This is a genomic window from Sediminibacterium sp. TEGAF015, from assembly GCF_025997995.1.
In the GTDB taxonomy this organism is placed as follows: domain Bacteria; phylum Bacteroidota; class Bacteroidia; order Chitinophagales; family Chitinophagaceae; genus Sediminibacterium.
On record NZ_AP026683.1, the window covers coordinates 1,984,826 to 2,011,654 of the forward strand.

24 protein-coding genes are annotated in these 26,829 nt (G+C 38.7%); 19 read left to right on the plus strand and 5 right to left on the minus strand.

The window, feature by feature from the left end:
• Positions 1-19: 19 nt before the first annotated feature.
• From TEGAF0_RS08970 to TEGAF0_RS08990, 5 genes are all read left to right on the plus strand, one after another.
• Positions 20-1,495, plus strand: coding sequence for a hypothetical protein (locus tag TEGAF0_RS08970; protein WP_264897838.1), 1,476 nt, complete (start codon positions 20-22; stop codon positions 1,493-1,495).
• Between the two features lie 107 nt (positions 1,496-1,602).
• Complete coding sequence (locus TEGAF0_RS08975; protein WP_264897839.1) at positions 1,603-2,862, plus strand: hemolysin family protein; 1,260 nt, start codon at positions 1,603-1,605, stop codon at positions 2,860-2,862.
• A gap of 1 nt (position 2,863) precedes the next feature.
• Entirely contained in the window at positions 2,864-3,718 is an 855-nt protein-coding gene (gene tatC / locus TEGAF0_RS08980; protein WP_264897840.1) for a twin-arginine translocase subunit TatC, read from the plus strand.
• Between the two features lie 22 nt (positions 3,719-3,740).
• On the plus strand, positions 3,741-4,196 hold the full coding sequence (rpiB, locus tag TEGAF0_RS08985) for a ribose 5-phosphate isomerase B (RefSeq protein WP_264897841.1): 456 nt from the start codon (positions 3,741-3,743) through the stop codon (positions 4,194-4,196).
• An 11-nt stretch (positions 4,197-4,207) separates the two neighbouring features.
• Complete coding sequence (locus tag TEGAF0_RS08990) at positions 4,208-5,755, plus strand: M28 family peptidase (RefSeq protein ID WP_264897842.1); 1,548 nt, start codon at positions 4,208-4,210, stop codon at positions 5,753-5,755.
• 86 nt (positions 5,756-5,841) lie between these two features.
• Here TEGAF0_RS08990 and TEGAF0_RS08995 read toward each other — a convergent pair whose 3' ends face one another.
• The 3 genes from TEGAF0_RS08995 to TEGAF0_RS09005 form a co-directional block, all read right to left on the minus strand.
• Positions 5,842-7,266 (minus strand): SusD/RagB family nutrient-binding outer membrane lipoprotein, encoded by a 1,425-nt coding sequence (locus TEGAF0_RS08995; protein ID WP_264897843.1) that lies wholly within the window; start codon positions 7,264-7,266, stop codon positions 5,842-5,844.
• Positions 7,267-7,299: 33 nt separating this feature from the next.
• A complete protein-coding gene (locus TEGAF0_RS09000; protein WP_264897844.1) occupies positions 7,300-10,512 on the minus strand; it encodes a SusC/RagA family TonB-linked outer membrane protein in 3,213 nt (1,070 codons plus the stop codon).
• Between the two features lie 253 nt (positions 10,513-10,765).
• Positions 10,766-11,740, minus strand: a complete 975-nt coding sequence (locus tag TEGAF0_RS09005; protein WP_264897845.1) for a deoxyhypusine synthase family protein — start codon at positions 11,738-11,740, stop codon at positions 10,766-10,768.
• A 101-nt stretch (positions 11,741-11,841) separates the two neighbouring features.
• Here TEGAF0_RS09005 and TEGAF0_RS09010 point away from each other — a divergent pair, with 101 nt between their 5' ends.
• The 12 genes from TEGAF0_RS09010 to TEGAF0_RS09065 all read left to right on the plus strand — a co-directional run bounded on the left by TEGAF0_RS09010 (position 11,842) and on the right by TEGAF0_RS09065 (position 21,424).
• Positions 11,842-12,603, plus strand: a complete 762-nt coding sequence (locus tag TEGAF0_RS09010; protein ID WP_264897846.1) for a class I SAM-dependent methyltransferase — start codon at positions 11,842-11,844, stop codon at positions 12,601-12,603.
• A complete protein-coding gene (locus TEGAF0_RS09015) occupies positions 12,604-13,809 on the plus strand; it encodes a glycosyltransferase family 87 protein (RefSeq protein WP_264897847.1) in 1,206 nt (401 codons plus the stop codon). It abuts the gene before it with no gap.
• Positions 13,806-14,738: a glycosyltransferase family 2 protein gene (locus TEGAF0_RS09020; RefSeq protein WP_264897848.1), complete on the plus strand. Its 933-nt coding sequence runs from the start codon at positions 13,806-13,808 to the stop codon at positions 14,736-14,738. The genes TEGAF0_RS09015 and TEGAF0_RS09020 overlap by 4 nt, the downstream gene beginning before the upstream one ends.
• On the plus strand, positions 14,731-15,501 hold the full coding sequence (locus tag TEGAF0_RS09025) for a polysaccharide deacetylase family protein (RefSeq protein ID WP_264897849.1): 771 nt from the start codon (positions 14,731-14,733) through the stop codon (positions 15,499-15,501). The genes TEGAF0_RS09020 and TEGAF0_RS09025 overlap by 8 nt, the downstream gene beginning before the upstream one ends.
• Before the next feature lie 118 nt (positions 15,502-15,619).
• Positions 15,620-15,880, plus strand: a complete 261-nt coding sequence (locus TEGAF0_RS09030) for an autorepressor SdpR family transcription factor (protein ID WP_026764750.1) — start codon at positions 15,620-15,622, stop codon at positions 15,878-15,880.
• Positions 15,881-15,885: 5 nt separating this feature from the next.
• Entirely contained in the window at positions 15,886-16,548 is a 663-nt protein-coding gene (locus TEGAF0_RS09035; RefSeq protein WP_264897850.1) for an SdpI family protein, read from the plus strand.
• A complete protein-coding gene (locus TEGAF0_RS09040) occupies positions 16,538-17,968 on the plus strand; it encodes an alpha/beta hydrolase family protein (RefSeq protein ID WP_264897851.1) in 1,431 nt (476 codons plus the stop codon). Before TEGAF0_RS09035 ends, TEGAF0_RS09040 begins: the two co-directional genes overlap by 11 nt.
• On the plus strand, positions 17,965-18,558 hold the full coding sequence (locus TEGAF0_RS09045) for an acyl carrier protein phosphodiesterase (protein WP_264897852.1): 594 nt from the start codon (positions 17,965-17,967) through the stop codon (positions 18,556-18,558). The genes TEGAF0_RS09040 and TEGAF0_RS09045 overlap by 4 nt, the downstream gene beginning before the upstream one ends.
• Positions 18,559-18,589: 31 nt before the next feature.
• On the plus strand, positions 18,590-19,162 hold the full coding sequence (locus TEGAF0_RS09050) for a DUF2911 domain-containing protein (RefSeq protein ID WP_264897853.1): 573 nt from the start codon (positions 18,590-18,592) through the stop codon (positions 19,160-19,162).
• A gap of 4 nt (positions 19,163-19,166) precedes the next feature.
• A complete protein-coding gene (locus TEGAF0_RS09055; RefSeq protein WP_264897854.1) occupies positions 19,167-20,306 on the plus strand; it encodes a cystathionine gamma-synthase in 1,140 nt (379 codons plus the stop codon).
• Between the two features lie 51 nt (positions 20,307-20,357).
• A complete protein-coding gene (locus TEGAF0_RS09060; RefSeq protein WP_264897855.1) occupies positions 20,358-21,131 on the plus strand; it encodes a TIGR02757 family protein in 774 nt (257 codons plus the stop codon).
• Between the two features lie 8 nt (positions 21,132-21,139).
• Positions 21,140-21,424: a hypothetical protein gene (locus TEGAF0_RS09065; protein WP_264897856.1), complete on the plus strand. Its 285-nt coding sequence runs from the start codon at positions 21,140-21,142 to the stop codon at positions 21,422-21,424.
• A gap of 22 nt (positions 21,425-21,446) precedes the next feature.
• Here TEGAF0_RS09065 and TEGAF0_RS09070 read toward each other — a convergent pair whose 3' ends face one another.
• Entirely contained in the window at positions 21,447-23,942 is a 2,496-nt protein-coding gene (locus tag TEGAF0_RS09070) for a glycoside hydrolase family 9 protein (RefSeq protein ID WP_264897857.1), read from the minus strand.
• Between the two features lie 74 nt (positions 23,943-24,016).
• Here TEGAF0_RS09070 and TEGAF0_RS09075 point away from each other — a divergent pair, with 74 nt between their 5' ends.
• Complete coding sequence (locus TEGAF0_RS09075; protein ID WP_264897858.1) at positions 24,017-25,024, plus strand: fumarylacetoacetate hydrolase family protein; 1,008 nt, start codon at positions 24,017-24,019, stop codon at positions 25,022-25,024.
• 9 nt (positions 25,025-25,033) lie between these two features.
• Positions 25,034-25,924 (plus strand): flavin reductase family protein, encoded by an 891-nt coding sequence (locus TEGAF0_RS09080; RefSeq protein WP_264897859.1) that lies wholly within the window; start codon positions 25,034-25,036, stop codon positions 25,922-25,924.
• Between the two features lie 21 nt (positions 25,925-25,945).
• On the opposite strand, the gene TEGAF0_RS09085 is transcribed toward TEGAF0_RS09080, so the two are convergent.
• Positions 25,946-26,791, minus strand: coding sequence for an AraC family transcriptional regulator (locus TEGAF0_RS09085; protein ID WP_264897860.1), 846 nt, complete (start codon positions 26,789-26,791; stop codon positions 25,946-25,948).
• Positions 26,792-26,829: the final 38 nt, after the last annotated feature.

Consider the following 26,829-nt stretch of genomic DNA (forward strand, 5'->3'; position numbering starts at 1 on the left):
TTGATCTAAAAACAGTGTTATGAAAAATAGAATTCAACAATTGCTTTTGGTAACAGCCTGTATGCTGAGCTTTTTTGCAGTCTCTGCTCAACAAACTACTACAGAAAAAGAAGCAGAAAAGGAAAGGCAGAAAGCCGAAAAAGAAATGCAAAAGGCAGATAAGGAAATGAAAAATGCCACCAAAGAAATAAAAGCTGCGAATATCGAAGTACGCAAAGCAGTAAAAGAAAGCATGGCAAAAGCCTTAGAACCCATTGTAGTAGAGGGTTTTCCAATGAGAGCACCAGGTGCTATTACTGTTACCGGATTCCCTATGGAACGATTTTTCCATGAAGAATATAGTTTCAAGGATTTAAAGGACGTGAAATCCAAAGAGATAAGCCAGGAAATCAACACCACTAAATCTCCCGAAATTTTTGTAGACAATACTTCCAGAAATCTACAAATAAAAACCTGGGACCAGCCAAAAGTAAAAGTAGTTACTACTGTTTACTTTGAGGGTGAAGGCAAATTAAGCGATGACGAATGGTTTGAAAAAATGAATCTTTCATTGAAGTCGGTTGGCAATATCGTTCGAATTAAATCGGGAACTATTTCTGGTGGAAGCTATACCATTAATGGCAGCACATTTGGATGGAGCGGCAACCCTGCTGTTGCTGTATTCAATGACAAAGGAGAAAATATTGGCAGCAAGTCAAATGTAAAAAGAGTGGTCACCATTTATTTACCCTCAACAGCCAAACTGGATGTAGATACCAAATATGCAGACATGCAGATAACAGGCAATGTAGGAACAGCCACCATCAGTATTACCAACGGCAATATAGAAGCAGAAAGCTTCACCAAGTTATTCCTTCGTTCTAAATATTCCAATGTGAATATTGAAAACGCAGCCGTAGCTGAAGTTGAATTCATGAATGGCCGCTTCAATGCCAGAACCATCACAGATGCAGACTTGGATACCAAATATGCAACGGTAGAAATTGGCAGTACCAAAAAAACAGTGTTCAGAAGTACCAATGATGAGTATGAAATTGATGAAGCCGAAGAACTGCGAGGCAGAAAGAATTACGGAAACTTAAGGGTAACGCAGTTGAATGGTTCACTAGAAATGGATGGCACCAACGCAGACGTAAAAATCAGAAATGTAGGAGCCAATTTGAATATGATTAAAGTTGACAACAAATACGCTGATATACGCATCCCCTTAAGAAACGTAAAGAACTATACGGTAAACTTCAATGGCGCCTACAGCACTGTTTATGGAAACTTTGAAAAACAGCCGGTAGTGGTTGAAGAAGCCAAAAAACCTGTATTAAAAGACAAGGAAAAAGAAACAGATGCACTGGCCAGACAGTTGATCGAAATCAATCGGTCAATAACCAGGTATTCAGAAGCAACCGGCAACGATTCCCGATTCATGGCAAAAGTTGGGGAAGGCAAGGGGCTTAAAATTGACATGAGTTGTCAGAATTGCACTGTAGACTTTAAATAAAAAACCTATATAAACTTTACAGCACCGATTCTCATGTGTTAAATCGGTCACGTACCCCGTTTCTACGGGGTACTTTGTTTGGGTATATCCCTTAACTTTGGCTTATTATGGCGCATATCTATACCATTCTTAGTATAGTGGGTACTTTATTGTTCATTGGCTTTTTTGCCGGATACGAAATTGCGTTCGTAACAGCCAATAGACTTAGCATTGAACTCAAAAAAAAGCAAGGCAAAAGAAGCGGTATTATTCTAGCCCAATTCATAGAATCTCCTGCAAGATTCATTGGCACCTGCTTGATTGGGGTCAATTTATTCCTGGTAATTTATGGTCTGCTTTTCGACGAATTACTAAAAGCAGGTATTTGGCTTCCTTTGAATATAGAGAATGATCTTTTAAAACTGGCTTTTGATACCTTGGTCTCTACGTTGGTAGTTTTGGTAATCGGAAAATTTTTACCCAAAGCCATTTTCAGAGCAAAGAGTGACAGCCTACTTTTTGTTTTTGCACCTGTTGCCAATTTTTTTCATAATCTGTTTTTACCCCTAACCAATCTATTTGTAAATATCTCTCAGTGGATTCTGAAATATTTATTCAATGTTCGTGTAAAAGACAAAAATGAAGCTTTTACCAAAATAGATCTGGAACATTTTTTTCAGCAAACCAAAGATCAGGATGACGAAAATCAAGAGTTAAATACAGAGCTTTTTGAAAATGCATTGAGTTTGCCAACGGTTAAAATTAGACAGTGTCTTGTTCCTAGAACAGAAATCGTGGCCTTAGAGCTAAGCGATAGCATAGAAGAAGCAAGGGCTTTATTCATACAGACCAAACTCAGCAAGTTACTAGTATACGAAAACAGCATTGACAATATCGTAGGATATATTCATCAGTTAGACTTATTTAACCGACCTGAAAACATCAAAGCCATGTTGCATCCGATTGTAGCAGTTCCGGAAAGCATGAGTGCCACTGATCTGATTAATAAGTTCACCAAAGAGAGAAAAAGCATTGCCTGGGTTGTGGATGAATTTGGCGGGACATCTGGTATTGTTACCATGGAAGACTTGCTGGAAGAGATTTTCGGAGAAATTCAGGATGAATACGATACAGAAGAATTTGTAGAAAAGCAATTAGCAGAAGATGAATTTATTTTCAGTGGCAGACTAGAACTGGATTACTTGAATGAGAAATACAATCTGGACTTCCCAACCAGTGATTCAGAAACACTTAGCGGATATATTATCAGCGAACACGAAACCATTCCCAAACAAAAAGAAACCATTATCATCAATAATTTCAAGTTTGATATTTTATCTGTATCTGAAAGAAGAATTGAAATGGTTAAGATGAAAGTACTTCAATAACATGGCACTATTTAATAGAAAAGCTGCGGCAGATCAGGAAGAAATGTCTTTTATAGACCATCTGGAAGAATTAAGAGGGCATATCATTCGCTCAATAATTTCCATACTCGTAATGGCGGTGGTTATTTTTATTTATCGAAACTGGATTTTCGACAATATTATTGTTGGACCTATCAATAAAAACTTTGTCAGTTATAAAGCGCTTTGCGATTTTAGTCATTGGCTGGGTATTGGAGACGCCCTATGTATGCCCCCTGTTGAGGTAACTATGCAGAGTACTACTTTTGGAGGCCAGTTTCTGAGCACCATCAGCATGGCCATAGTTGGTGGAATTATCATGGCATTCCCTTATATATTTTGGGAGTTCTGGCGTTTTGTAAAACCTGCGCTAAAAGACAAAGAAATTAAAAATACCCGTTTCATTATTTTCTGGGTTTCCTTCTTCTTCTTTTGTGGAGCAGCATTTGGATATTTTTTACTGGGTCCTTTTACCTTCAACTTCCTTGCAGGTTTTCAATTGGGTACCGAAAACATGATAGTTACCCGCCCAACTTTTTCAGATTATTTAGACAACCTTACCAATATTATTTTAGGATGCGGATTGGCTTTTGAATTACCTGTTTTAGCCCATGTGTTAACACAGATTGGGATTGTAACGCCCGCATTTTTAAGAGGGGCCAGAAAATATGCAGTTGTTATCATTTTAATTGTAGCAGCATTCATTACACCCAGCCCGGATTGGATGAGCCAGCTTATTGTGTTTATTCCCTTATTCCTTTTATACGAATTGAGCATTTTAGTTTCTGCCAAAGTGTACAGAAAGCTTGAAAAAGAAGAAGACAAGGAGTGGGATTAATTAGCCTAGTAAAACCCTTAGTATGCCATATGTATTTGACGCTTCCAAACCTATATCCATTGGAAGTGACCATGCAGGATTTAGCTATAAATCTGCCTTGATTTCCTGGTTAACCGAAAAAGGTTACAATGTTACCGACCATGGAACTTTTTCACTGGATTCAGTGGATTATCCCGACTTTGCACATCCCACAGCAAGTGCGGTAGAAAACGGAGAATCGGGTTTTGGTATATTAATCTGTGGCAGTGCTAATGGCGTAGCTATCACTGCAAACAAACATCAGGGTATCAGAGCCGCATTATGTTGGCAGAATGATGTTGCTGAGTTGTCCAGATTACACAACAATGCCAATATCATTTGTATTCCCGCCAGATTCGTAGCACTCCCTTTGGCTGAACAAATGATTGAACTATTTATGAACACTCCGTTTGAAGGTGGAAGACACGCGAATCGAGTAAATAAAATAAGCTGTAACTAAAATAAAAAGCCATGATGAAAAAAATCCTGTTGGGTGCAATGTTCCTTTCGAGTGGAATTGCATACGGACAAAAAGAAGATGCATCAGCCAAATTTGCTGCATTGATTACCCCTGCTTCTATGAAGCAAAAATTAACCATTCTTGCCGGTCCTGAAATGGAAGGAAGGGAAACGGCTATGCCAGGCGAAAGAAAAGCGGCAGCCTATATTGAATCAGAATTCAGAAGAATGGGGCTGAAGCCGGGCAATGGCAACAGTTACCAGCAGTATTACAATGTTTACCAAGACGAATTGGCAAGCATAGAATTAAGAGTAAATGGAAAACTATTTAACTGGGACAAAGACTTTATGATGTCTTTGCAAACCATCGCCAACGGAAAAAGCAGCTCTAAAGAACTGGTATTTGTTGGATATGGTATTGTAGACAAAGCAGCAGGAATAGACGATTATGCCGGCCTTGATGTAAAGGGCAAAATTGTCATGATGCTGGATGGAGCTCCTGCTGGATATAAAGCACCCACACCTGCACCCGGAACCAGAACACCAAGTCCTATTTCGGGTCCAGCCAAAGCAACTGCAGCAAGAACAGCGGGTGCAACAGGTGTAATATTAGTGTCAAAGGATTTTCCTCGCAAAACAGCAACTGCTACAAAAGGCAATATGTATTTGAACAAGCCAGCAGGTGCACCTTTCATGATGGTTACTGTTTCTGAAGAAATTGCATCTGCCTTAGCTGGTAGAACAACAAAACTGAGCAGTGAAGCATTGGCTGGTTTAAACAAAGGAAAATATACTGCTGAACTCAGCATCAATGCCGACAAAAAATCAATTGCATTAGAAACAAGTAACGTTATCGGAATCATAGAAGGAACCGATAAAAAAGACGAGTTTGTTTTCATGACCGGACACCATGATCACCTTGGCAAAAGAGGCGATGTAATTTATTACGGAGCTGATGATGATGGATCTGGTACAGTAGGTGTAATGCAAATGGCAGAAGCTTTTGCAGCCGCTGCTAAAAAGGGCAACAAGCCACGCAGAACTTTGGTGTTCATGACTGTAAGTGGTGAAGAAAAAGGCCTTTGGGGCTCTCAGTACTACTCAGACAATCCTATTTTCCCAATGGAAAAAACTTCTGTTGATTTAAATACAGATATGATTGGTCGTGTAGATACAGAAAGAAAAACAGGAGATACTTTAAACTATATCTATGTAATTGGTCACGATAAATTAAGTTCTGATTTAGCAAAGATTAACGAAGGCGTTAACTCCAAATACCTAAATATGACTTTGGATTATAAATACGATGATCCAAAAGACGTGAACAGAATCTATTACAGAAGCGACCACTACAATTTTGCACGCAAAGGCGTTCCTATCTTATTCTTCTATGATGGTATGTTGAAAGCAGAGTACCACCAACCCGGTGATACCGTTGATAAAATCAATTTTGAATTAATGGAGAAAAGAGCGAAGCTGGTTTTCCATACTGCATGGGAAATGGCCAACAGGGATGAAATGTTGAAGCGCGACATCCCACTTACTATGCCAGCGAGATAATTTTAGGAATTAAATAATAAAGCCCCGGTCTCAATTGAGCCGGGGCTTTTTGTAGCAGCAATCCTTAAACTTAAACTAAAGAGAACTTATTTAACCAACCACATTAAACCATAATTCTCATCTTTACCTCCCAATGCAGTTACTGCGGCTGCATAGTTTACAGGATTTAAAGATGCTTCGGTTGGAGAATAACCTAAACGTAAAGGGATTCCTCTTGAATCCACTGCATCCACAGCTGGAGTCAAAACAGGGAAACCAGTTCTGCGCCAATCTTTCCAAGCTTCATATCCAGCCAAATAATTGTGCACCCATTTTTCTGTCATGATTTTCTTATGCCCGTCTACTGAAGTATAGGCAACCTCTGGTAAAGCGATATAGGTGTCATACTTAGTCTGATTAAATACACCATACATTTCCCAAGATGCCTTAATTGCATCTTTATATTTTGCTTCAGCTTCTACATCTCCTCCGGCAACATAACCCAACTTAGCCGCTTCAGCCTGCATAAATAGTACTTGAGCATAGTTGAATAAGGTAAGTGGTGAATCTTGGTTTCTGAATGCAGTTCCAATTCTGCTATATGCAGCAGGAATATTTACTGCGATATTTCTACCGTAAGGCAATCCCTTAATAACACCCCCTGCTAAAGTTTCTGCAAAAACAGGCAACCTTGGATCTGCTTTAGGATCCATATAATCTGTCATTGTTTTACTGATAGCATAGTCATTTCTATTACTAATAGTATAGTTATTATACCATGGATTGTAGTTATTAGGGTCGCCCGCAATGTATTTATAATTGATGTTTTGCGCATTGCTTGTTATTACACCAGCAGAAACTGCAGCCGCGTATTCTGTTTTACCTTTCGCAAGATCAGCTTTCGAAATACGAAGTGCCATCACCATTCTGGTAGTATTCGCAAACCGCTTCCATGCTGCCATATTACCGTTTAACAAAATATCACCTACCACAGCTGTTTCAGATTCATTTATTTGTGCTACGGCTTCTGTAAGTTCTTTAAATAAAGCAGTGTAAATATCTTGCTGCTTATCGTATTTAGGAGAATAATTCTTATCCCCTTGCAATGCTTCAGAATATGGAATATCACCCCATATATCAGTCATTTGCAAAAAGTAATAGGCTTTTAAAATTCTTGCAACTGCAATCTGATTATTTTTAGACCCATTGCCATTAGCAGAGGAAGAACCTGCATTATTATAGTTAATAATTGTTTGTAAATCATATAATGGACCTGTATACCAACCAGCGAAACTAGAGTTTCGATCACTATACAATGAGGATCCAGGATAAGGTCCTTCAGAAATATGTTGAATATACATTGAACCTAGTCGTGCGCTGGTCACGTAGGTACTAAGAGCTTGTTCTGCATTTGTCAACAAAGCTTTTGTTGAAGCAGTTGTTAACTGAGCAGGAGAAATATTGGTATCGCCAAACTTGTTACAGCTTTGTAACGTAGCCAGCAAACCAAAAACGATTAATATCTTTTTCATAAAATGTCTTTTTGTTTTTACTGAATTCGTTTACTAAAATGAAGCCCTTAAGTTGATACCAAATTGTCTGGTTGAAGAAAGCTGACCACCTTCGCGATAGAATGTTTCTAACTCGGAAGGATCAACACCCCACTTTTTGGTTGTAGCCCAAATTAACCAGGCATTTTGAACCATGAAACCAATGTTGGCAGACTTTACAAAAGGAACCGATTTTAATGCAGATGCAGGAATTGAATATCCGAATCTGATTTCACGAAGCTTTACATACGAACCATCTAACAATACGTTACTAGCATCACGCTGACGGGCTGTATACCAATAAGCTCTTGCAGAAATATAACGATTGTTTTCTTTACCTGCTAAAGCTCCATTGGCAAAAATACCTGGGATACGAATACCGCCATTGCCCGTATTTCCACCAGCAGTTGTATAAGAACCAGGATAATCTCTCCAATCATATCCTTTATCGTTTTTACCCACTGTTTCTTGAGATAAGCCAGTACCTGAATTAAAGTTTCTGGTTTCAGAATAAAATAAACCACCACTCTGAAAGTCAATACTAAAAGTCAAATCAAATGATTTGTACTTCAATGAATTGAACATACCACCTGTAAACTTGGGCAACACAGTTCCGATTTTTTGATTGATATCATATAATGGCTGACCTGTTGCATCAATTAACGTTTGTCCTGTTGTTGGATCAGTTCTCCATTTTCTACCATAATAGGTCCCCCACTCACCACCAACTCTATGCTCTAATCGAGTATCATAGCGATTGGTAGCGTATAAATAGGTGTTGATTCCTGGAGCCAATTCTTTTACGCTATTTTGATTTTTTGCCCAGTTTAAACTAACATCCCAGCTAAAGTTTCTGGTTTCAATAGGCTTACCACTAAGCGTAATTTCAATACCCTTGCTTTGGATATTGCCTGCATTGATTTGTGCTGTTGAGAATCCACTTGCAGGTGTTACATCAATTCCTAAAATCTGGTCAGTATTGTTGTTCTGGTAATAAGTAACATCTAAGCCAATCTTCTTGAACAAACGCAATTCAACACCAAACTCATAGGCTTTGGTTAAAGCAGGACGAATACCGCCTCCTTTAAATTGGTTGCCTATGGTTGCAGAAGGATTGGTTCCATAGAAGGATCCATTTCCAATAGCCAAGTTCAATGCATGAGCACCTAAGTCTGATCCAACACTGGCATATGAAGCCCTCAATTTACCATAAGTTAACCAGCTAGATTTGAGCAATTCAGTGAAGATGAAGCTGGTGCTTAAGGAAGGATATAAGTAAGAGTTACTTTGTGAAGGCAACGCAGATGACCAATCATTACGCAAAGTACCTTCCACAAATAACATATCTTTCCAACCAACAGACGCTTTTCCTAAAACAGAATTCACCGTTTTCTTTTCATAGGAGCGGCTTACACTTGGTCTTGAAATAGAAGCGGCAATATCAAAATAATTTGGAGAACTTAATCCTCCTTCAGTAGCCATTGACAATGCACTATAACTGTTTTTACGAACGTTGCCGCCCACCATAGCATCTACAGAAAAATCACCAAATTTATTCTTGTACATGATATTGGTTTCGTAGTTCATTTCAGAATATCGATCCTGTGAAATACTAAAATAATCCAAGGTTAGTGCACCTGTTGGCATTCTGCCAGTATTCTCATTATTGTAGGTATTCGCTCTTACATAAGAAACAATATTTAGGTGTTTATTGATCTTGATATTCATACCAACATTCCCTACCAACCTGTTTTGTGCTTGTGTAGAGAAAGCCTCATAAGCCATGAAGTAAGGATTATCCCAGTATTGAGGTCTGCCATATACTTTTATGTCTGCACTTGCATTGGGATCACCTATATTCCATGAATTTAAACTACCATCTGGCTCTCTGTAATTCTGCATGCGTTTCATGTCTAACTGACGCTGAAACCATTGGTTAAAATTCTGTGTAATATTTAATCCATCTAAACGATATCCTTCAGCAGGTTTACCTTTTGTACTATTGGTAGTATAGGTGAGATCAGTAGAAATAGTGATGTATTTACCAATATCGAATGAACCGTTCAACGCCAATTGATGTTGATCTCTATTGGCATTTGGTATCATCAAACTCCTGTTTTGATTGGCATACGTCATTCTGAAATTGTAGCCTTCTCCCCCAGATGAGAATGAAACAGAGTTGTTTTTGTTGACACCTGTTCTAAAGAAATCGCGTACGTTATTGGGCTGAGCAACCAATGGAGTCAACTGACCAAACTCAGCTCCAGGATACCAGCTCCAATATGCGCGATAATTGTCTCCATTCATTTTAGGACCCCAGCTTTCATCGGCACCATACTCTAACATACGCTGTCCATTAAAAGCAGCCCATGAGGCAGGATGGATAGCAGGATTGTATTTAAACAAATAAAAACCTTGGGCATCAAATGCAGTACCAGCAGAAGTTAATGCGGAAGAATATCCACCAGCATATTCATTTTGGTATGGCGGTAATAAAGCCAGCTTTTCAAAAGTTAATCCAAGATTCACATCAACACTGGTAAATTTCTTGCGAGAACCTTTTTTAGTAGTAATTACAACCGCACCATTGGCAGCACGTTGACCATATAAAGCTGTTGATGCAGGTCCTTTTAATACAGAAACACTTTCAATATTATCTAAGATGACCGCAGACTGGTTAGTGATGGTTCCGTCTACTACAAAAATCGGTGCTTGAGGCCCCAATCCTGTAACACCACGAATCAATATATCGGCATTATCAAAAGTAGAACTAGGAGACCCTACTAACTGAATACCTGCTACTTTACCGGCTAAAGAAGTACTAATATCTAAAGATTTCGCAACAGTTAGGTTTTCGCCTTTTACTTCTTGAACTGCATAACCAAGCGCTTTTTTCTCTCTTTTTACCCCTAAAGCCGTAACAACCACTTCACTTAAGTTATCTACAGCTTCTTTCATTTTAACGGAAGCCGCTTTTTCTGCTGGCAATTCTACCATCCCAAAACCAGTGGCAGTAAACTGCAGCACGGCATTTGGAGATACAGAAATCATAAAATTGCCCTCCCCATCAGCACTTACAGCATTTTTAGTGCCTTTCTCTTTAACAGTAGCTGAAGGTACACCTACTCCATTGGTGTCGGTAACCTTACCTCTAACTGTTGTTTTTTGCGCATAGGTAGTATTCATAATAAGAATAAAACCCAGCATCAACAACAAAATTTTTCTCATTTGTTTAGGTTTTGGTTTAGAATATTAAGATTTCAATATACATTTAATTGCATAAATGTTAAATAAATCTTAAAGAAATGATATTAAAATAGGCTTAAAACGAACATTTCCTCCCTAATTCAAGGGATATTTGACAATCATATAACTATTAGCTATAAAATATACCTAAATAATATAAAAAAGCCCCGACTCTTTTGAATCGGGGCTAAATCATAAAGTAATTAAAGAAGTTTGGAAAACTCGCTTGGTAAGCTTACCAACCAAGTAAATACGCAAATATCAATGGAGCAACAATGGTTGCGTCACTTTCAACAATGTATTTAGGGGTATGAATATCCAGTTTACCCCAGGTGATTTTTTCATTGGGTACAGCACCAGAATAAGAACCATATGAAGTAGTAGAGTCACTTATCTGACAGAAGTAGCTCCAGAAAGGAACATCATGCCACTCCAAATCCTGGTACATCATAGGTACTACGCAAATAGGAAAATCACCTGCAATACCACCACCAATCTGGAAGAAACCAACACCCTTACCACCACTGTTGGCGCGGTACCATTCTGTTAACCATACCATGTATTCAATACCGCTCTTCATGGTAGAAGCTTTCAACTCCTGCTTAATTACATAAGAAGCGAAAATATTACCCATGGTACTGTCTTCCCATCCCGGTACTACAATTGGCAAATTCTTTTCAGCTGCAGCTAACATCCAGCTGTTCTTTGGATCAATCTCATAATACTGTTGTAAATCGCCACTCAACAACATTTTATACATGAATTCATGCGGAAAATATCTTTCTCCTGCATTGTCTGCGTCTTTCCAAACCTTGTAAATATGTTTTTGCAAACGACGGAAAGCTTCTTCTTCCGGAATGCAGGTATCGGTTACACGATTGTAGTGGTTTTCTAGTAAATCCCACTCCTCCTGTGGACTTAAATCGCGGTAGTTAGGTACACGCTTATAATGGCTATGTGCCACCAGATTCATGATGTCTTCTTCCAGATTAGCGCCTGTACAACTGATGATAGCCACTTTATCCTGACGGATCATTTCCGCTAAGCTAATGCCCAATTCTGCAGTACTCATAGCGCCAGCCAAGCTAACTAGCATTTTACCCCCCTCCAATAAATGGGTTTCATATCCTTTGGCCGCATCCACCAATGCAGCAGCATTAAAATGTCTGTAATGGTGCTCAATAAACTGAGAAACAGGTCCTTTACTCATATTATTCATTTTTAAGAGGGCAAAAGTAAATTTTTTAACTGGTATGCCTTCTCTAAATTGTTCTCAATTTTTCGTTACTTGCAGCTCCCCCTTATAATATCATGGATCAACAATACTTTAAAGAATATTATCATCTGGAAAGGGTAAACTGGTGGTTTACGGTAAGAAAAAGAATATTGAGGGAGCGCATCTGTCGCTTTTTGGGAAATCCCCGGGGGATTCATTCACTTAATATAGGCGCAGCCACAGGCACTACTTCAGAAATGCTGGAGGAATTTGGACCGGTAATGTCGGTTGAATACGATGAAACCTGCTGCAATTTTGCTAAAACACTGCTGAAAAGCCCGATTATACAAGGATCTATTACAGAACTTCCATTCGAAGACAACAGGTATGATTTGGTTTGTGCCTTTGATGTAATAGAACACGTGGAGGACCATCAAAAAGCCGTGGAAGAAATGTGGAGGGTGTGTAAACCAGGAGGTCACCTTTTTATTACAGTGCCTGCTTATATGTTTTTATGGGGCGATCACGATGTAATAAACCAGCATATCAGAAGATATACCCGCCCCGAATTATTGAAACTGATACAATCTCAAAAGGGGAAACTGATTTACGACAGTTATTTTAACTCAATACTTTTTGCACCAATTGCAGCATTCAGACTGCTGGCAAATGCTGTTCAAAAAATAAAAGGAAAGAAAAAAGACAAGGTAGAATCAGATCATGCCATATTTGGAACAGAAGGCTTTTTCAATAATTTATTAGGGGGTATTTTCTCCATTGATTATTACTTGCTTAAATTAGGATTTCGATTTCCGGCAGGCGTATCTATTATGGTTATCTTTAAAAAAGAGGCATAAATGAATCAGGTACAAAATTTACTATACAAAAAATGGGAAACCAAGTGGGCAGGAAATGTCTATTTGATTCATGTAATCTGGTTTTTACTGGCAGCCATTGCCGTAGGCGCAGAAATGAGCCGGGGCTTAACCGGCATTGACAACTACTTAATTTTTGAAGGAGTTTTCAGGCATGTTGTGCAGGAAAAATATCTCTTCAGTTATTATCCCGACGAATATGTATCCTTTAATAATTATGGTCCTGCCTTTTCACTGGTTATAGCTCCATTTGCATTGCTGCCAACCTATGTAGGATGCTTTTTATGGGCTATGGCCAATGCTGCTGCGCTTTTTTATGCCTTGAAACTACTGCCGATTGAAGAGAAACAAAGAATTATTGTGTACTGGATTGTGGTGATTGAAATGATGACATCCATTCATAGTGTACAGTTTAATCCCATGTTTACTGCTTTCTTTATTTTTTCCTATGTATTTACCATAAGGGGAAAAGACTGGCTGGCTACTTTATTTATTGCATTAGGATTCCTAACTAAAATCTATGGAATTGCCGGACTTGCTTTTTTCTTCTTTTCCAGAAACAAGTTGCAGTTTGCTCTATCATTTATAGCATGGATAGCCATTATTGTTATTGCTCCAATCATTTATTCAAGTGCTGACTATATCATGCAGACTTATGAAGACTGGTACTATCAGATTATTCGACGCAATCAACAAAATATTGATAATTCAAGAACTGCTGGCATGCAGGATATTTCTGTACCAGGTATGATCAGGAGAATCTTTCATTACTATGGTCCAATTGATCTTCCGATTATCGCAATAGCTGGAACCCTATTCGGACTTCCTTTATTGAAAAAACAAAATCAGCTACAGCCAAAATTTGGATTATACTACTTGGCACTGGTATTAATTTCAGTAGTCATATTTAGTTCGGCAGCAGAAAGCCCAACATTTGTAATTGCAGTAACTGGTGCGGCTTTGTGGTTTATTTCGCGGGAGAAACCCGTTAGCATCTTAGCCAAATCCTTATTGGGATTGCTATTTGTTTTAACCATACTATCTCCCACTGACCTGATTCCACCCTATATAAGAATTAATATTATTCTTGCGTATTCTTTGAAAGCTTTACCTTGTTTCATCATCTGGTGCTGGTTAATCATCAGTTGCTGGAAAATTCATTTACCCAAATTCCCTTCCGGACAATGAGTAGATTAGTCAGTTTTGTTATTCCAGCTTGCAACGAAGAAAAGAATATTCCTGTAATTGTTAAGGAAATTGCCGCTATAATGGATAGCCTTCCTTATGCATATCGCTTTTTGTTTGTTGATGATGGTAGCAGCGACCATACACTTTCTGTTTTACAGCAGCTCTCAAAAGAAAATCAACATGTTCAATACCTGAGTCTATCCAGAAATTTTGGACACCAGAATGCCCTGAAGGCAGGTCTGGACCATGCTGAAGGAGACGCGGTGATTATGATGGATGCGGACCTGCAACATCCGCCGGCTTTAATCCCACTGCTATTGGAAAAATGGGAAGAAGGAACCGACATGGTATATACCATTAGAAAAGAACAGGAAGATTTGTCTTTACTAAAAAGGAAAACCTCAGCACTTTTCTATGATGTAATTAACAATATGTCTGACATTGAACTGGAACAAGGCACTGCCGATTTCAGGTTAATGGATAAAAAAGTAGTAGATGCATTCAGGCAATTAAGAGAGCACGAACTATTTATCAGAGGACTGGTAAAATGGATGGGGTTCAGTCAGGCAGGCATTGCTTATATTCCTTCTGCTCGTTTATCAGGCACTTCTAAATACACCATTAAAAAAATGGTAAGATTTGCCTTACAGGGAATTACATCTTTTAGTACAAAGCCCTTGTACATGGCGGCTTATCTTGGATTTAGCTTCGCATTTTTATCTGTACTTTATATTCCGTACATCATTTACAGTTTTTATCAGGGACATACCGTTTCAGGTTGGGCATCCATCATTGCTGCCATAGCTTTTTTCGGGGGATTACAACTGATGATTCTCGGAATCATCGGACTCTATCTGGGCAAACTGTTTATGCAAAGTAAAAACAGACCGCACTACTTTATCAAAGAAAGAAGTTGGGATCATGCATAAAAAGGTGTTTCTAAGTTTTGATGTAGAAGAGTTTGATATGCCGCTGGAATACCAACACAATATTTCTGTGGAAGATCAGATGCGTATAGGTATAGAAGGGCTTGATGCTATTCAGCCTTTATTAGATATGGTTCCAGCTACTTTGTTTACTACAGCTAATTTTGCCAATCATTTTCCTGAGCGCATTCGTTCGCTTTCTGAAAAACATGAAATTGCTTCCCATACTTTTTATCATACAGATTATGAAACTGCAGACTTATTAAAGTCAAAACTGAGATTGGAAGAAATAACCGAAAAAAAAATAACTGGCCTGCGTATGCCACGCATGCGTCCAGTGTTAATGAAAGATGTATTGGAAGCAGGGTACCAATACGACTCCTCTATTAATCCAACATGGTTACCAGGTAGGTACAACAATTTTCATTTACCCAGAACCGCATACAAAGAAGGAGGCGTTATCAGAATTCCCGCTTCAGTTAGCCCAGGCATCCGTATACCCTTATTTTGGCTGAGTTTCAAGAATATACCCTATGTCATTTATAAGCAACTATGCTTACAGACATTGGCAAAAGATGGCTATCTCTGTTTGTATTTTCATCCCTGGGAATTTACTCCGATTGAACCTTATGGTCTGCCAGCATATACTCGCCGTTGGTGTGGTCCCAATCTGGTTGAGCAACTGATGCAGTTGGTAAAAGATTTAACTAAGGAAGCCGATTTTGAAACAATGAATCAGTTTGGATTTCCCGTATTGAACAGTTAGTGCTATTGTAAAATAAAACTTAAAATTCTATTTTGCTAACTTCCTAAGATTATGCTTGCCCTTTGAAAAATTTGCATTTGTAAAATTTTATTTAGACATTTGTCTAAATATCTAAAAGGTGAACATCATTTTTAAGGCACTGAATGATACAACCAGGAGAGAAATTCTGGAACTATTGAAAGACAGGGACATGACTGCAGGAGAAATTGCCGATCAATTCAATATTTCCAAACCCAGTATTTCGCACCATCTAGACCTGCTAAAACAGGCAGGACTGGTTATTGCCAACAAAGACGGACAGTTTATTCATTATTCCATCAATACAACAGTAATGGATGAAATGCTGAAATGGATGCTACAGTTTAAACGAAAAAAATAAATCGAATGAAGACATTGAACTGGAAAGAATGGCTCATCATAGTAATCTGCATTGGCTTACCCATTGCTTACCTGGCTAGTGTTTATACAAGATTACCTGAGATTGTACCAACACACTTCAATCACAAGGGCGAAGTAGATGGTAAGGGTGAAAAATCTACCTTACTTGTAATGATATTATTCATGAACCTGATTTCTTTGGGTACTTATTTTCTGGTGAAATACGCTAATAAGATTGACCCGAAGAAGTCTCGTCAATCACCCGAATTACTGCAAAAAATTGCCTACATGTTATTGGTATTCATGGCAGCCATTCAAATAATCATCATTCATGCTACCACAACAGGTTACCTTGAGGCAAACAAATATTTAATGCCATTGATTGGCTTGTTATTTGCTGGTTTAGGCAATTTCATGCATAGTATAAAACCCAATTACTTTATAGGGATGCGCTTACCTTGGACTTTGGAAGACCCGGGGAATTGGAGAAAAACGCATCAGATTGGTAGCAAAATCTGGATGATTGGGGGAATAGCAATTGCAGTAATTACTCCTTTTTTTAATGGCGCTAGTGGATTCACCATAGCAATGGTTATACTAGCAATCATTGTTTTTTATCCTATGATTTATTCTTATCAATTCTATAAAAAAAGCCAACATGACCAATAAGGGTATTATACTTTTAGCCGCTTCATTATTGTTTAGCAAAATCAATACAGCTCAAGACCTTACAGGATCATGGAAGGGCTCATTAAGCATCAATGGAAATTCATTACCACTAATTTTTAATCTGTCCAGAACCGGCACTGAGTGGACTTCAACTTTTGATAGTCCGGCACAAAATGCATTTGGCATAAGCACCAGCTCTACAACACTGATGAACGACAGTTTAGTGATTCAAATACCACTGATCAACGGGAGTTATCGCGGAAAATGGAATGGTACCGATAGTATCAATGGGATTTTTCAACAGGGTAATTTTAAAGCCGCAATGGCATTGGGAAAAACAATTCAGGTTAAAGACCCAAAGGCAAATCTTCTAAGACCACAAACACCTCAACCTCCATTTGATTATATTATTGAAAATGTAACCTATAATAATAAAGAAGGTTCTGTACAGTTCGGAGGTACCCTAACCCTTCCAAAAAATAAAAAAGATTTTCCTACCGTGATTTTAATTTCAGGAAGCGGTTCACAGGACAGAGACGGAACTATATTTGATCATAAAATATATTGGGTAATAGCCGATTATTTAACCAAAGCTGGTATTGGGGTATTGAGAGTAGATGACAGAGGAATAGGTAAAACAAGTTTAGGCCTTTCGGCCAACAAACTAACCAGCGAAGATTTTGCAAATGATGTAGAGGCTGGTCTTAGCTATTTGAAAAGCAGAAATGATATTAATCCTGCAAAACTGGGATTGATTGGGCACAGTGAAGGAGGTATGATTGCCCCGATGGTTGCAGCCCGAAATAAAAATGTAGCATTCATTACTTTATTAGCAGGGCCAGGCGTTCCGGGATATGAAATCTGGAATGGACAAATGCGTAGAAATTTTATTAAACCTAATCTGAATGCAGAAGACTATACAATTGCTTCCGATTTGGTAAACAAAATGAATGCACAGTTCCGTTTCAGTACTTCTGCTGATACCATAAAGAAAAAAATGGAAGCCGTATATGCAGATTGGAAATTGAGTCATTCAACAATTGATGAAAACAAATTGTTTCTGGCTGCCGGAATCCATCCATACAAAACCCTGGTCAATCAATTTGCTTCAGGTCTTGCTTGGTTACAATATTTTTTAAACTACGAACCTTTTGAGAATCTCTCCAAAGTAAAAGTTCCTGTACTGGCCATTAATGGATCCTATGATATACAAGTGTTGGCAGATGAAAATATCAGTGGGATAGAAAAAGCCTTAAAAAAGGCTGGCAACAAAAAATACGAAGTAAAAATAATACCCTCATTAAACCATTTGTTTCAAACGGCCCAAAACCCTGAGCAGTCCTACGGAAGCATAGAAGAAAGCTTTGCACCGATGGCTTTAGAAAAAATAAGCAACTGGATATTATCACTGTATAAATGAATTATTTAGCTCACGCATATTATTCCTTTAATCATCCCGAAATACTGGCGGGAAATATGATCAGTGATTATATTAAAGGGAAAAAGCAGTTTGATTACCCAGAGGGTATTCAAAAAGGGATTCGATTGCACAGGGCTATTGATACGTATACCGATGATCATTCAATCACCAAAGAAATTAAGAAGATATTCTCCCCTGCAGTAAGACTATATGCAGGGGCATTCACGGATATTGTATATGATCATTTTTTGGCAACCCATCCAGATGAATTAAATGCGGAGAGCTGGATGAACTTTACAAAAAAAACCTATGGTTTACTGAACCAGCAAAAAGAATGGTTCCCAGAACCATTTTCCCGCATGTTTCCATTTATGGAACAACAAAACTGGTTATTCAATTACCGCTATGAGTGGGGTATTGAAAACAGCTTTAAAGGACTGGTAAGACGTGCCGCTTACCTCGAACACTCCGAAGAAGCATTTAAACTCTTCCTGAACAATTACAAACAAATGCAAGAGTACTCAGCTCTATTTTTGACAGATGTTAAAAATTTTGCCATTGGTCAATTTGAAGAACTGATAGCGAAATAGCCAAGTATATTTGTAAAAAATGTATACCTATATGCGAATCGGACTCCTATTGGCATTTGTATTTGCCTCTTTTGCAGGTTTTGCCCAGCAAAAACCAACAGAATTAGACAAGTCCCCCATGGATATGAGTTATTGGCCCGACAACTATCCCTTACTTAAAATGAGTGGGAAGGCCAAGGATCAGCCTATTGCTAGAGTGATTTATGGTCGTCCCATGAAAAATGGAAGAACCATTTTCGGAGGTATTATTAAATACGATGAGCTATGGAGATTGGGAGCAAATGAAGCTACAGAACTGGAAATATTCAGCCCAATTAAAATTGCGAATAAGGTATTGGCTAAAGGGAGATATACCCTATACTGTATTCCTACTGAAAATAAATGGACCATCATTGTTAGTAAGGATAATTTCTGCTGGGGAAGTTTTACCTACGATACCAAAAAGGACGTAGCCAGAACCGAAATAAAACCTGAGACCACAGTTGATATGGTGGAAACTTTTACCATTTACTTTAAAGAATCTACCGGCAAAGCCAATCTGGTTTTTCTATGGGATGATAAAAAAGCAGAATTACCCCTTACTTTAGTAACTACAAAAAAATAATGATATGAAGATTGCTACCAAATACATTCATGCAGGTGCAGAACCTGATCCGTCTACAGGAGCCATTATGACTCCTATCTATCAAACTTCTACTTACGTTCAGGAAGCGCCGGGGGTAAACCAGGGATTTGAATATGCAAGAAGCCAGAATCCAACACGAAAAGCATTGGAAGAAGCCTATGCACAAATTGAAAATGGAAAATTCGGATTGGCATTCGGAAGCGGTGTAGCTGCTACCGATGCTGTAATGAAATTATTATCGCCCGGCGATGAAGTGATTGCAGCCAATGATATGTATGGCGGAACCTACCGTTTGTTTTCAAAAATATATGAGCGATTTGGTATTGTATTTACATATGTTGACACTACCGACATTAATAATATAAAGAACGCAGTTAGCCCCAAAACAAAACTGATTTGGATTGAAACACCCACCAATCCATTAATGAATATAACAGATATAGAAGGCACTGCAGCCATTGCAAAAGCCAACAATGTATTGTTATGTGTAGACAATACTTTTGCCTCGCCTTATCTGCAGAACCCACTAGACATGGGTGCAGACATTGTTATGCACTCTGCCACTAAGTATCTGGGGGGTCATAGCGATGTGATTCAGGGAGCATTAATGATGAACAGCGCTGATCTAAGAGAGCAATTGTATTTTATTCAAAAAAGCTGTGGAGCAGTTCCTGGCCCCATGGATTGCTTCTTGGTATTAAGAGGTATCAAGACCTTGCACTTACGCATGCAAAGACATTGTGAAAACGGACGAACCATAGCTCATTGGTTAAGAAAACATCCCAAAGTAGGCAAAGTATACTGGTGCGGTTTTGAAGATCATCCTAATTATGCCATTGCCAGAAAACAGATGCGCGATTTTGGTGGCATGCTGTCTTTTGAATTAAAAGACGATAGCATAGAAGCTGCTAAAAAGGTTTTGTCTTCTACTAAATTATTTTCGCTAGCTGAAAGTTTGGGAGGCGTAGAAAGTTTGATTAATCATCCTGCATCAATGACTCATGCTTCCATTCCTAGAGAAAAAAGAATTGCGAATGGATTAAGCGACACTTTAATCAGATTGAGTATTGGCGTGGAAGATGTGGATGATTTAATTGCTGATTTAGATAAAGCATTGGGATAATAATAAAGTTGCCTAAGACTAAAAACAAGCAATTAAATGATGCATTAAGAAATGGGAAAGACAGAAAAATTGCAGGCCTTTTTCAATAGAAAAGTAAAAGAGTACAATCAACCTGCTTTTATTGCTGCTGACCCTGTTTGCATTCCACATTTATTCGTCAAAAAACAAGATATAGAAATAGCCGGATTTTTCGCGGCTATTTTTGCCTGGGGGAACAGAACCACCATAATTAAAAAAGCGAAAGAGCTGATGCAGCTGATGGAAATGCAGCCGCATCAGTTTTGTTTGGAAGCCGGACCTGTTGAATTAAAAAAGCTGGAACAATTTAAGCACCGCACTTTTAACGCAACCGACTTATTATACTGTGTTGAATTTTTCCGGAAACACTATCAGCAGTATGATTCTCTTGAATATGCATTCATGCCCGGAAACAAAGCACCCAATTCTGTAAAAGAGGCACTCAGTTATTTTCATCACTACTTTTTCTCCTTAGAAGACGCTCCGTTAAGAACCCGTAAACATATATCAACTCCTGAAAAGGGGTCTAGCTGTAAAAGGCTGAATATGTTTTTGAGATGGATGGTGAGAAAAGACAAGCAGGGTGTAGACTTGGGCATCTGGACACAGATAAATCCCTCTCAACTTATTTGCCCGATTGATGTTCATGTAGCCAGAGTGGCAAAAAGATTTCAGCTATTGGATTGCAAACAAACAGACTGGCAAGCTGCAGAAGAATTGACCAACTATTTAAAAAAGCTGGACCCCAAAGACCCTGCTAAATATGACTTTGCACTATTTGGTCTGGGAGTCATTGAGAAATATTAAATTTAAACATGGCTGAATCCATTTTAGATATTACTACCATTGAACAGCTAAACAAAGCAGAATTAATCAAATCAATTGACTGGCTAATTACCCATGATTTCGAAAAATTGGTTTTTATTCTGTATCGCATTGATGTAAGTGAAGCAAAAATAAAATCCCTGTTAGATCAGGCCAACACAACGGATGCAGCACCCGTTATTGCAGAAGCCATTATTCAAAGACTTGCAGAGAAAAAAGCTTCCCGTGAAAAATACAAACAAGACCCTTCCGCTTCCGACGAAGAAAAATGGTAGTAAGTAAAAAGAAATAATGTACCTAATTGATCAACTCATCAATTCGCTTAATTGCATACCCTTTATTACGCAATAGCCGAATAATTGCGGGCAGTTCATTGTAGAGTTTTTCTTTCCGTCTGGGGTCAGAACCCACGTGTAACAATAAAATATTGCCATTCAATTTTCCAGGGGTTGCTGCCAAATCTTTTAGCTTATTCATCAACGCTGCATTGGATTGGTAACTATTTCCCATTTCGGGCCATGTATAGTCTGCATTTGTATAGGTTCCCGGGGTAAAACTAAACAAACGGAGTCCGCTCCAATCACACCAGCTGGCCACACTGTCATTCCACCATTCATAAGGTGGAACAAATAACTTACTGCTACGTGTATCAATTCCCAGGTCTTCCATGGCCTGAAAATTTTTCTTCAAATCTGTATTAAAAGAATCATAGCTTACCAATAACTGATTCCGATTTGTCCAATCATTGTAGAGCATATGATTGTTACTATGTGCTCCCAGATAATGATTGTTTTTTTGCAAAGCTTTTATACCTTTTGTAAATGCAGGATTACGATAAAATCTTCCGGTGAAAAAGAAACCAGCTTTTACTTTTTCGCGGGCCAGTATCTGTTCAACCGTTGTTAATCCCTCTGCATATTCATCTCCTGTAAAAACCAATGCCACAGAAGGTTCTGTTGGATTCAGCGATTTAACAACAGCTCCCATTTGATAAACAGGAATGGAAACGGGGGTTGCTCTCGCTTCCTGCTCCTTGGCTGCAAGCAGATATACTAAGCTGGCAGTTCCATCCATGGTAGGTTCATTGGTACTGTAATCGCCATAGTCATCATGATACACAGCCAGATTACTTTGGAATTCAGCATATTCATCGGGATCATTCAATTGAATACCAATGAGGTTTTTATAAATGCTGGTATAAACAGGTCCATCCACCAGTCCTCCGTTGATTGGATAATTCTTAATATGCGTAAAAGCAGAATGTGGATCTACGGGAGTATCGCCCCATTCGGGCAATCCATATACCATACTGGTACCCCAAGGATTGCAACCAAACAACCAATCAATATTCGCCTGCTCCAATTCATCAAATTCTTTACTTCCGGTTAAATTGCTGTACCACAAACATTGAATGGCAAAAGACACTGTCAGATTATTGCTACACCAGATAAAAGGAACCCCTCTGTAAAAAACATTTTGTTTTGCTTTATTCCAAACTGCATCAATCCCATTTCTATAAAACTGTATAACTGTATCCCGTCTCTTGTCTTTTAATTGTTTGGCCAGCTCATAATGTCCCAGGTTAATAAATGGATACCATTGATAATGACTGGCAGTATCTTTACCTAACCAGGGAGTAAGCGGTTCCTGCAAAGCATATTGAAAAGCTTTATCAGCTGCAGTCTGATCTTTTGGAATCAGCATAGCAGAAGCGAGCTCCATATCATCTACCCAATTGTCTTCGGCATAGATATACGGTGAACGAACAGAAGCCGTTTGAGTTACGCCAGGTTTAATTAGCGCATAATGAAAGGCAGACAAAGATTTGGAAGCATATAAATCTGCCTGTGGTGTGCCTTTAAAAAGAACAGAGGCTAATGAAAAGGCTGCACTGAACTTGGCTGCAGTAGAACTGGTTCCTTTTGTGTTATTTAAAAATTTACCTCGTTGCTGCGGTAAACCATTAATGAAATATACGGGTCTTTCAAATCCTCTTCCGTAATAAGCATCTTCTTTGGGAATCCGCATACTCATATGATCTCTGTCATCTGCTAGTTGGTTAAACATCCAGTCTTTTCGGGGATGCATTTTTACCAGCCAATCCAAACCCCATTTGGCTTCATCCAGAATATCTGCCCGATTATTTTTCCCTTTCAATCCATTCGAATCAAACTGATCAATGAATACATTTTTGAAATCTCTGTAAGCAGCCAACAGATGAAAAGTTGCATTGGCAGTGGTGGTACTGTACTGCAAATAGTCACTGGCGTCATGCCATCCACCACTGGCATCAATAATTGTACTATCCGGCAACCCTGCATCAGCTCCGTACAAAGTATATCCATCCTTTGTATGACAACTGTCTTTCAGAAACGGATTGTACCCACTGCGCTGCTGACGCATATATTGTAAACAAAAGTCGGCCGTACCCTTATACACCTGATCGTCAATCCTGAATGCGGGAGACTTTACTCCACCTGCCTTAATATAAAATTTACCCTTCCCCTTGTACGCACTGAAATTAAGGCGGTAACCCATTGCAAAAGGGCCATATGCACCAAAACGCTGGCCAACAGTAGTCTTAAACACCACTTGATTTGACGCTGCATTAATTAATTCAAAATAGGTAATGGAAGCTTGTTCCTTACTAACGTACACGGCCACTTTTGAACCCATTGGTTGATACCCTAGCTGGTTAATCCTAATCCAACTATTTTCTTTTGCAAAAAGTTTACCTGCAAAAAAAATCATAAGTGCAGTAAAAAGCACCCGATTAAAATTCAATTTATTCATGGCAGCAATTATGCTTTAAAGATAAGCGCTTAGGGAGGCTTTTTAGCCTATTTTTGTGACCAAAATAAAAGTGCATGAAGCTTGTTTCTTATTTATCCAACGGACATGATCAGCTGGCTTTTTTAGTAGATGGTTTATTATTCGACTGCGATGCCATGCATCCGGAATTACCGAATAGCATGAACATGTTTCTGCATTACTGGGACGATATGTTTCCGATTGCACAGCAAACTGAAGCTGCCATTAAATCGGGTCGTTTAAGCAAAGACAGAGGTTTGCCGATTGAAGAAGCAATGCTGCTGGCGCCTGTACCTTTTCCAACTTCATGTAGAGATGGCTATGCTTTCAGACAGCATGTGGCTGCAGCCAGAAGAAACAGGAAAGTAGACATGATTCCTGAATTTGACCAATACCCTATTTTTTATTTTACCAATCACCATAGCATCCAAGGACCCGGAGATATTGTATGCATGCCGGATCATTTTGAAAAATTGGATTTTGAACTGGAAGCAGCAATTGTTATTTGCAGAAATGGAAGAAATATAAGAGCAGAACACGCAGACCAATATATAGGTGGCTTAATGATCATGAACGATATGAGTGCCAGAAGACTGCAGATGGAAGAAATGTTATTGAATCTTGGCCCCGCAAAAGGAAAAGATTTTTCAACCGTGATTGGGCCTTGTCTTGTTACACTGGATGAACTGGAGCAATTTGAAATTCCTGCAAAAGAAGGACATGTTGGTAAAAGCTGGAATCTTTCTATGAAATGCTGGGTTAATGGTGTTCAGGTAAGTGAGGGTAATGTAGGTGATATGGACTGGACTTTTGCAGAAATTATTGAGCGTTGTTCTTATGGAGTAAATATACAGGCAGGTGATGTAATTGGTAGCGGCACGGTAGGTACAGGTTGCTTTCTGGAATTAAATGGAACGAGAAAATTAAGTGATCCTAATTATGTTGAACAATGGTTGCAACCAGGAGATAAAGTAGAAATGGAAATTGCCGGCCTGGGAAGACTAAGTAATACCATTGTGCAAGAGGAAGATGCTTTTTCCATTTTAGCAAAGAAGAAAATATAAATAAGGATTATGAAAATTGTATTGTCTGAATTACCCATTATGCAAAAACAAGCCTGGCTGCAACATGCAATTGCACCAAGACCTATTTGTTTTGCCAGCACTGTTGACAAACAGGGAAATGTTAATCTCAGCCCATTCAGTTTTTTCAATCTCTTTTCATCCAACCCTCCAATTGTTGTTTTTTCTCCTGCAAGAAGAGGTAGAGACAATACCACCAAGCATACGCTCGAAAATGTGCTGGAAGTACCTGAATGTGTAATAAACATTGTTGACTATAGTATGGTACAGCAGATGAGTTTGTCTAGCTGTGAATTCCCCAAGGGGGTAGATGAGTTTGTAAAGGCAGGATTTACCAAAGAAGCTGCCAGCATGGTAACACCTCCGATGGTAAAGGAGGCTAAAATAAAACTTGAGTGCAAAATAAACGAAGTAAAAAGTTTAGGAGAAGAAGGTGGGGCTGGACAGCTGGTGATTGCAGAAGTACTGTGCATGCATATTGATGATAGCATTTTAAACGAAGCAGGCAATATGATTGACCAGACCAAACTGGAACTGGTTGCCCGTTTAGGTGGAGACTGGTATTGCAAAGTAAGCACTGACAACCTTTTCAAAGTAGCCAAACCCAACACTGCATTAGGTATTGGAATAGATGCTTTACCCGGTAGCATAAAAAGCAGCAGCTTCTTAACCGGAAATCATTTAGGACAATTAGCCAATGTTCATGAATTGCCTACGATAGATCCCGGATTTTCTGATGACAGGCTGAAAAATATTATTCAGTATTATGGCCTTACTCCTAATGAAATGGAACAGGAGCTTCATAAATATGCGGCTGAGTTACTGAACCAGGAAAAAGTGCAGGAAGCCTGGCAGATATTGCTTTCGGGCAGCATAGATTAAAGTATAAGCAATAGAACTACCTTATTCGCCTTTATAAAATCCTTCATTCAAACCAAATTTTCGCTCTGGCGCCTGTTCTTCTATCAGGTGAAATTGTGTGGGTGATAAGCCTGTAAAATCTTTGTAATCCTTTACCAGATGCTGGTAGTCATGATAGTTGCATTCCATTGCAATACGAAGCCATTCCATTTCAGGAAAAGAATTTTTTTGTCGGAACGCATGGTCAAAACGAATCACTCGCATGAATAACTTAGGACTCAATCCTGTTCTTTCTTTAAATTTCCTTTCCAATTGGCGGGTACTATAACAAGCTTGTTTGGCAATCCAATCAATGGTATAGGGATTGTCCTTTTGCAAAAGTGGTAACCAGATTGCATCTATTGGTTGAATCAGTTTTTTTGATTTCGCTATTAAGGTTCTAATAAATTGATTTCCGATAGCAATCATTGCTGCATAATCAACTGCTTCAAATAACTGTTCATTAATGTCGTGAACTTGATTTCCAAAAACCAAAGAAGCATCTAGGTATTCATTTACCAATTCACAAGAAGACATGCCAGTCAATTGTTGTATGGCACCCGGCAAAAATACAATTTGAAAAACCAGAAAACGATGCCCAATCATCCGATTGGTAACTTCAGTAAACTGTCCATACAAAACAACAGGCAGGTTGCTTACTGTCTTATTGGATGAAGCATAGTGAACCGTTTCCCGATCATAGGGATAAAATGCCAAACATTGCTCTGGTCTTGGTGGATATGCCTTACTGGGAATTGTCTCTTCCGAGGAGAATTCCAAATGAACAATCCTAAAAAGTTGTACAAATGATTGTACATCAGGTGCCGGCAGAAAATCCTTTAAAATCATGCTGTATCAATTTACAACTTAATTATAAATTCAATGGG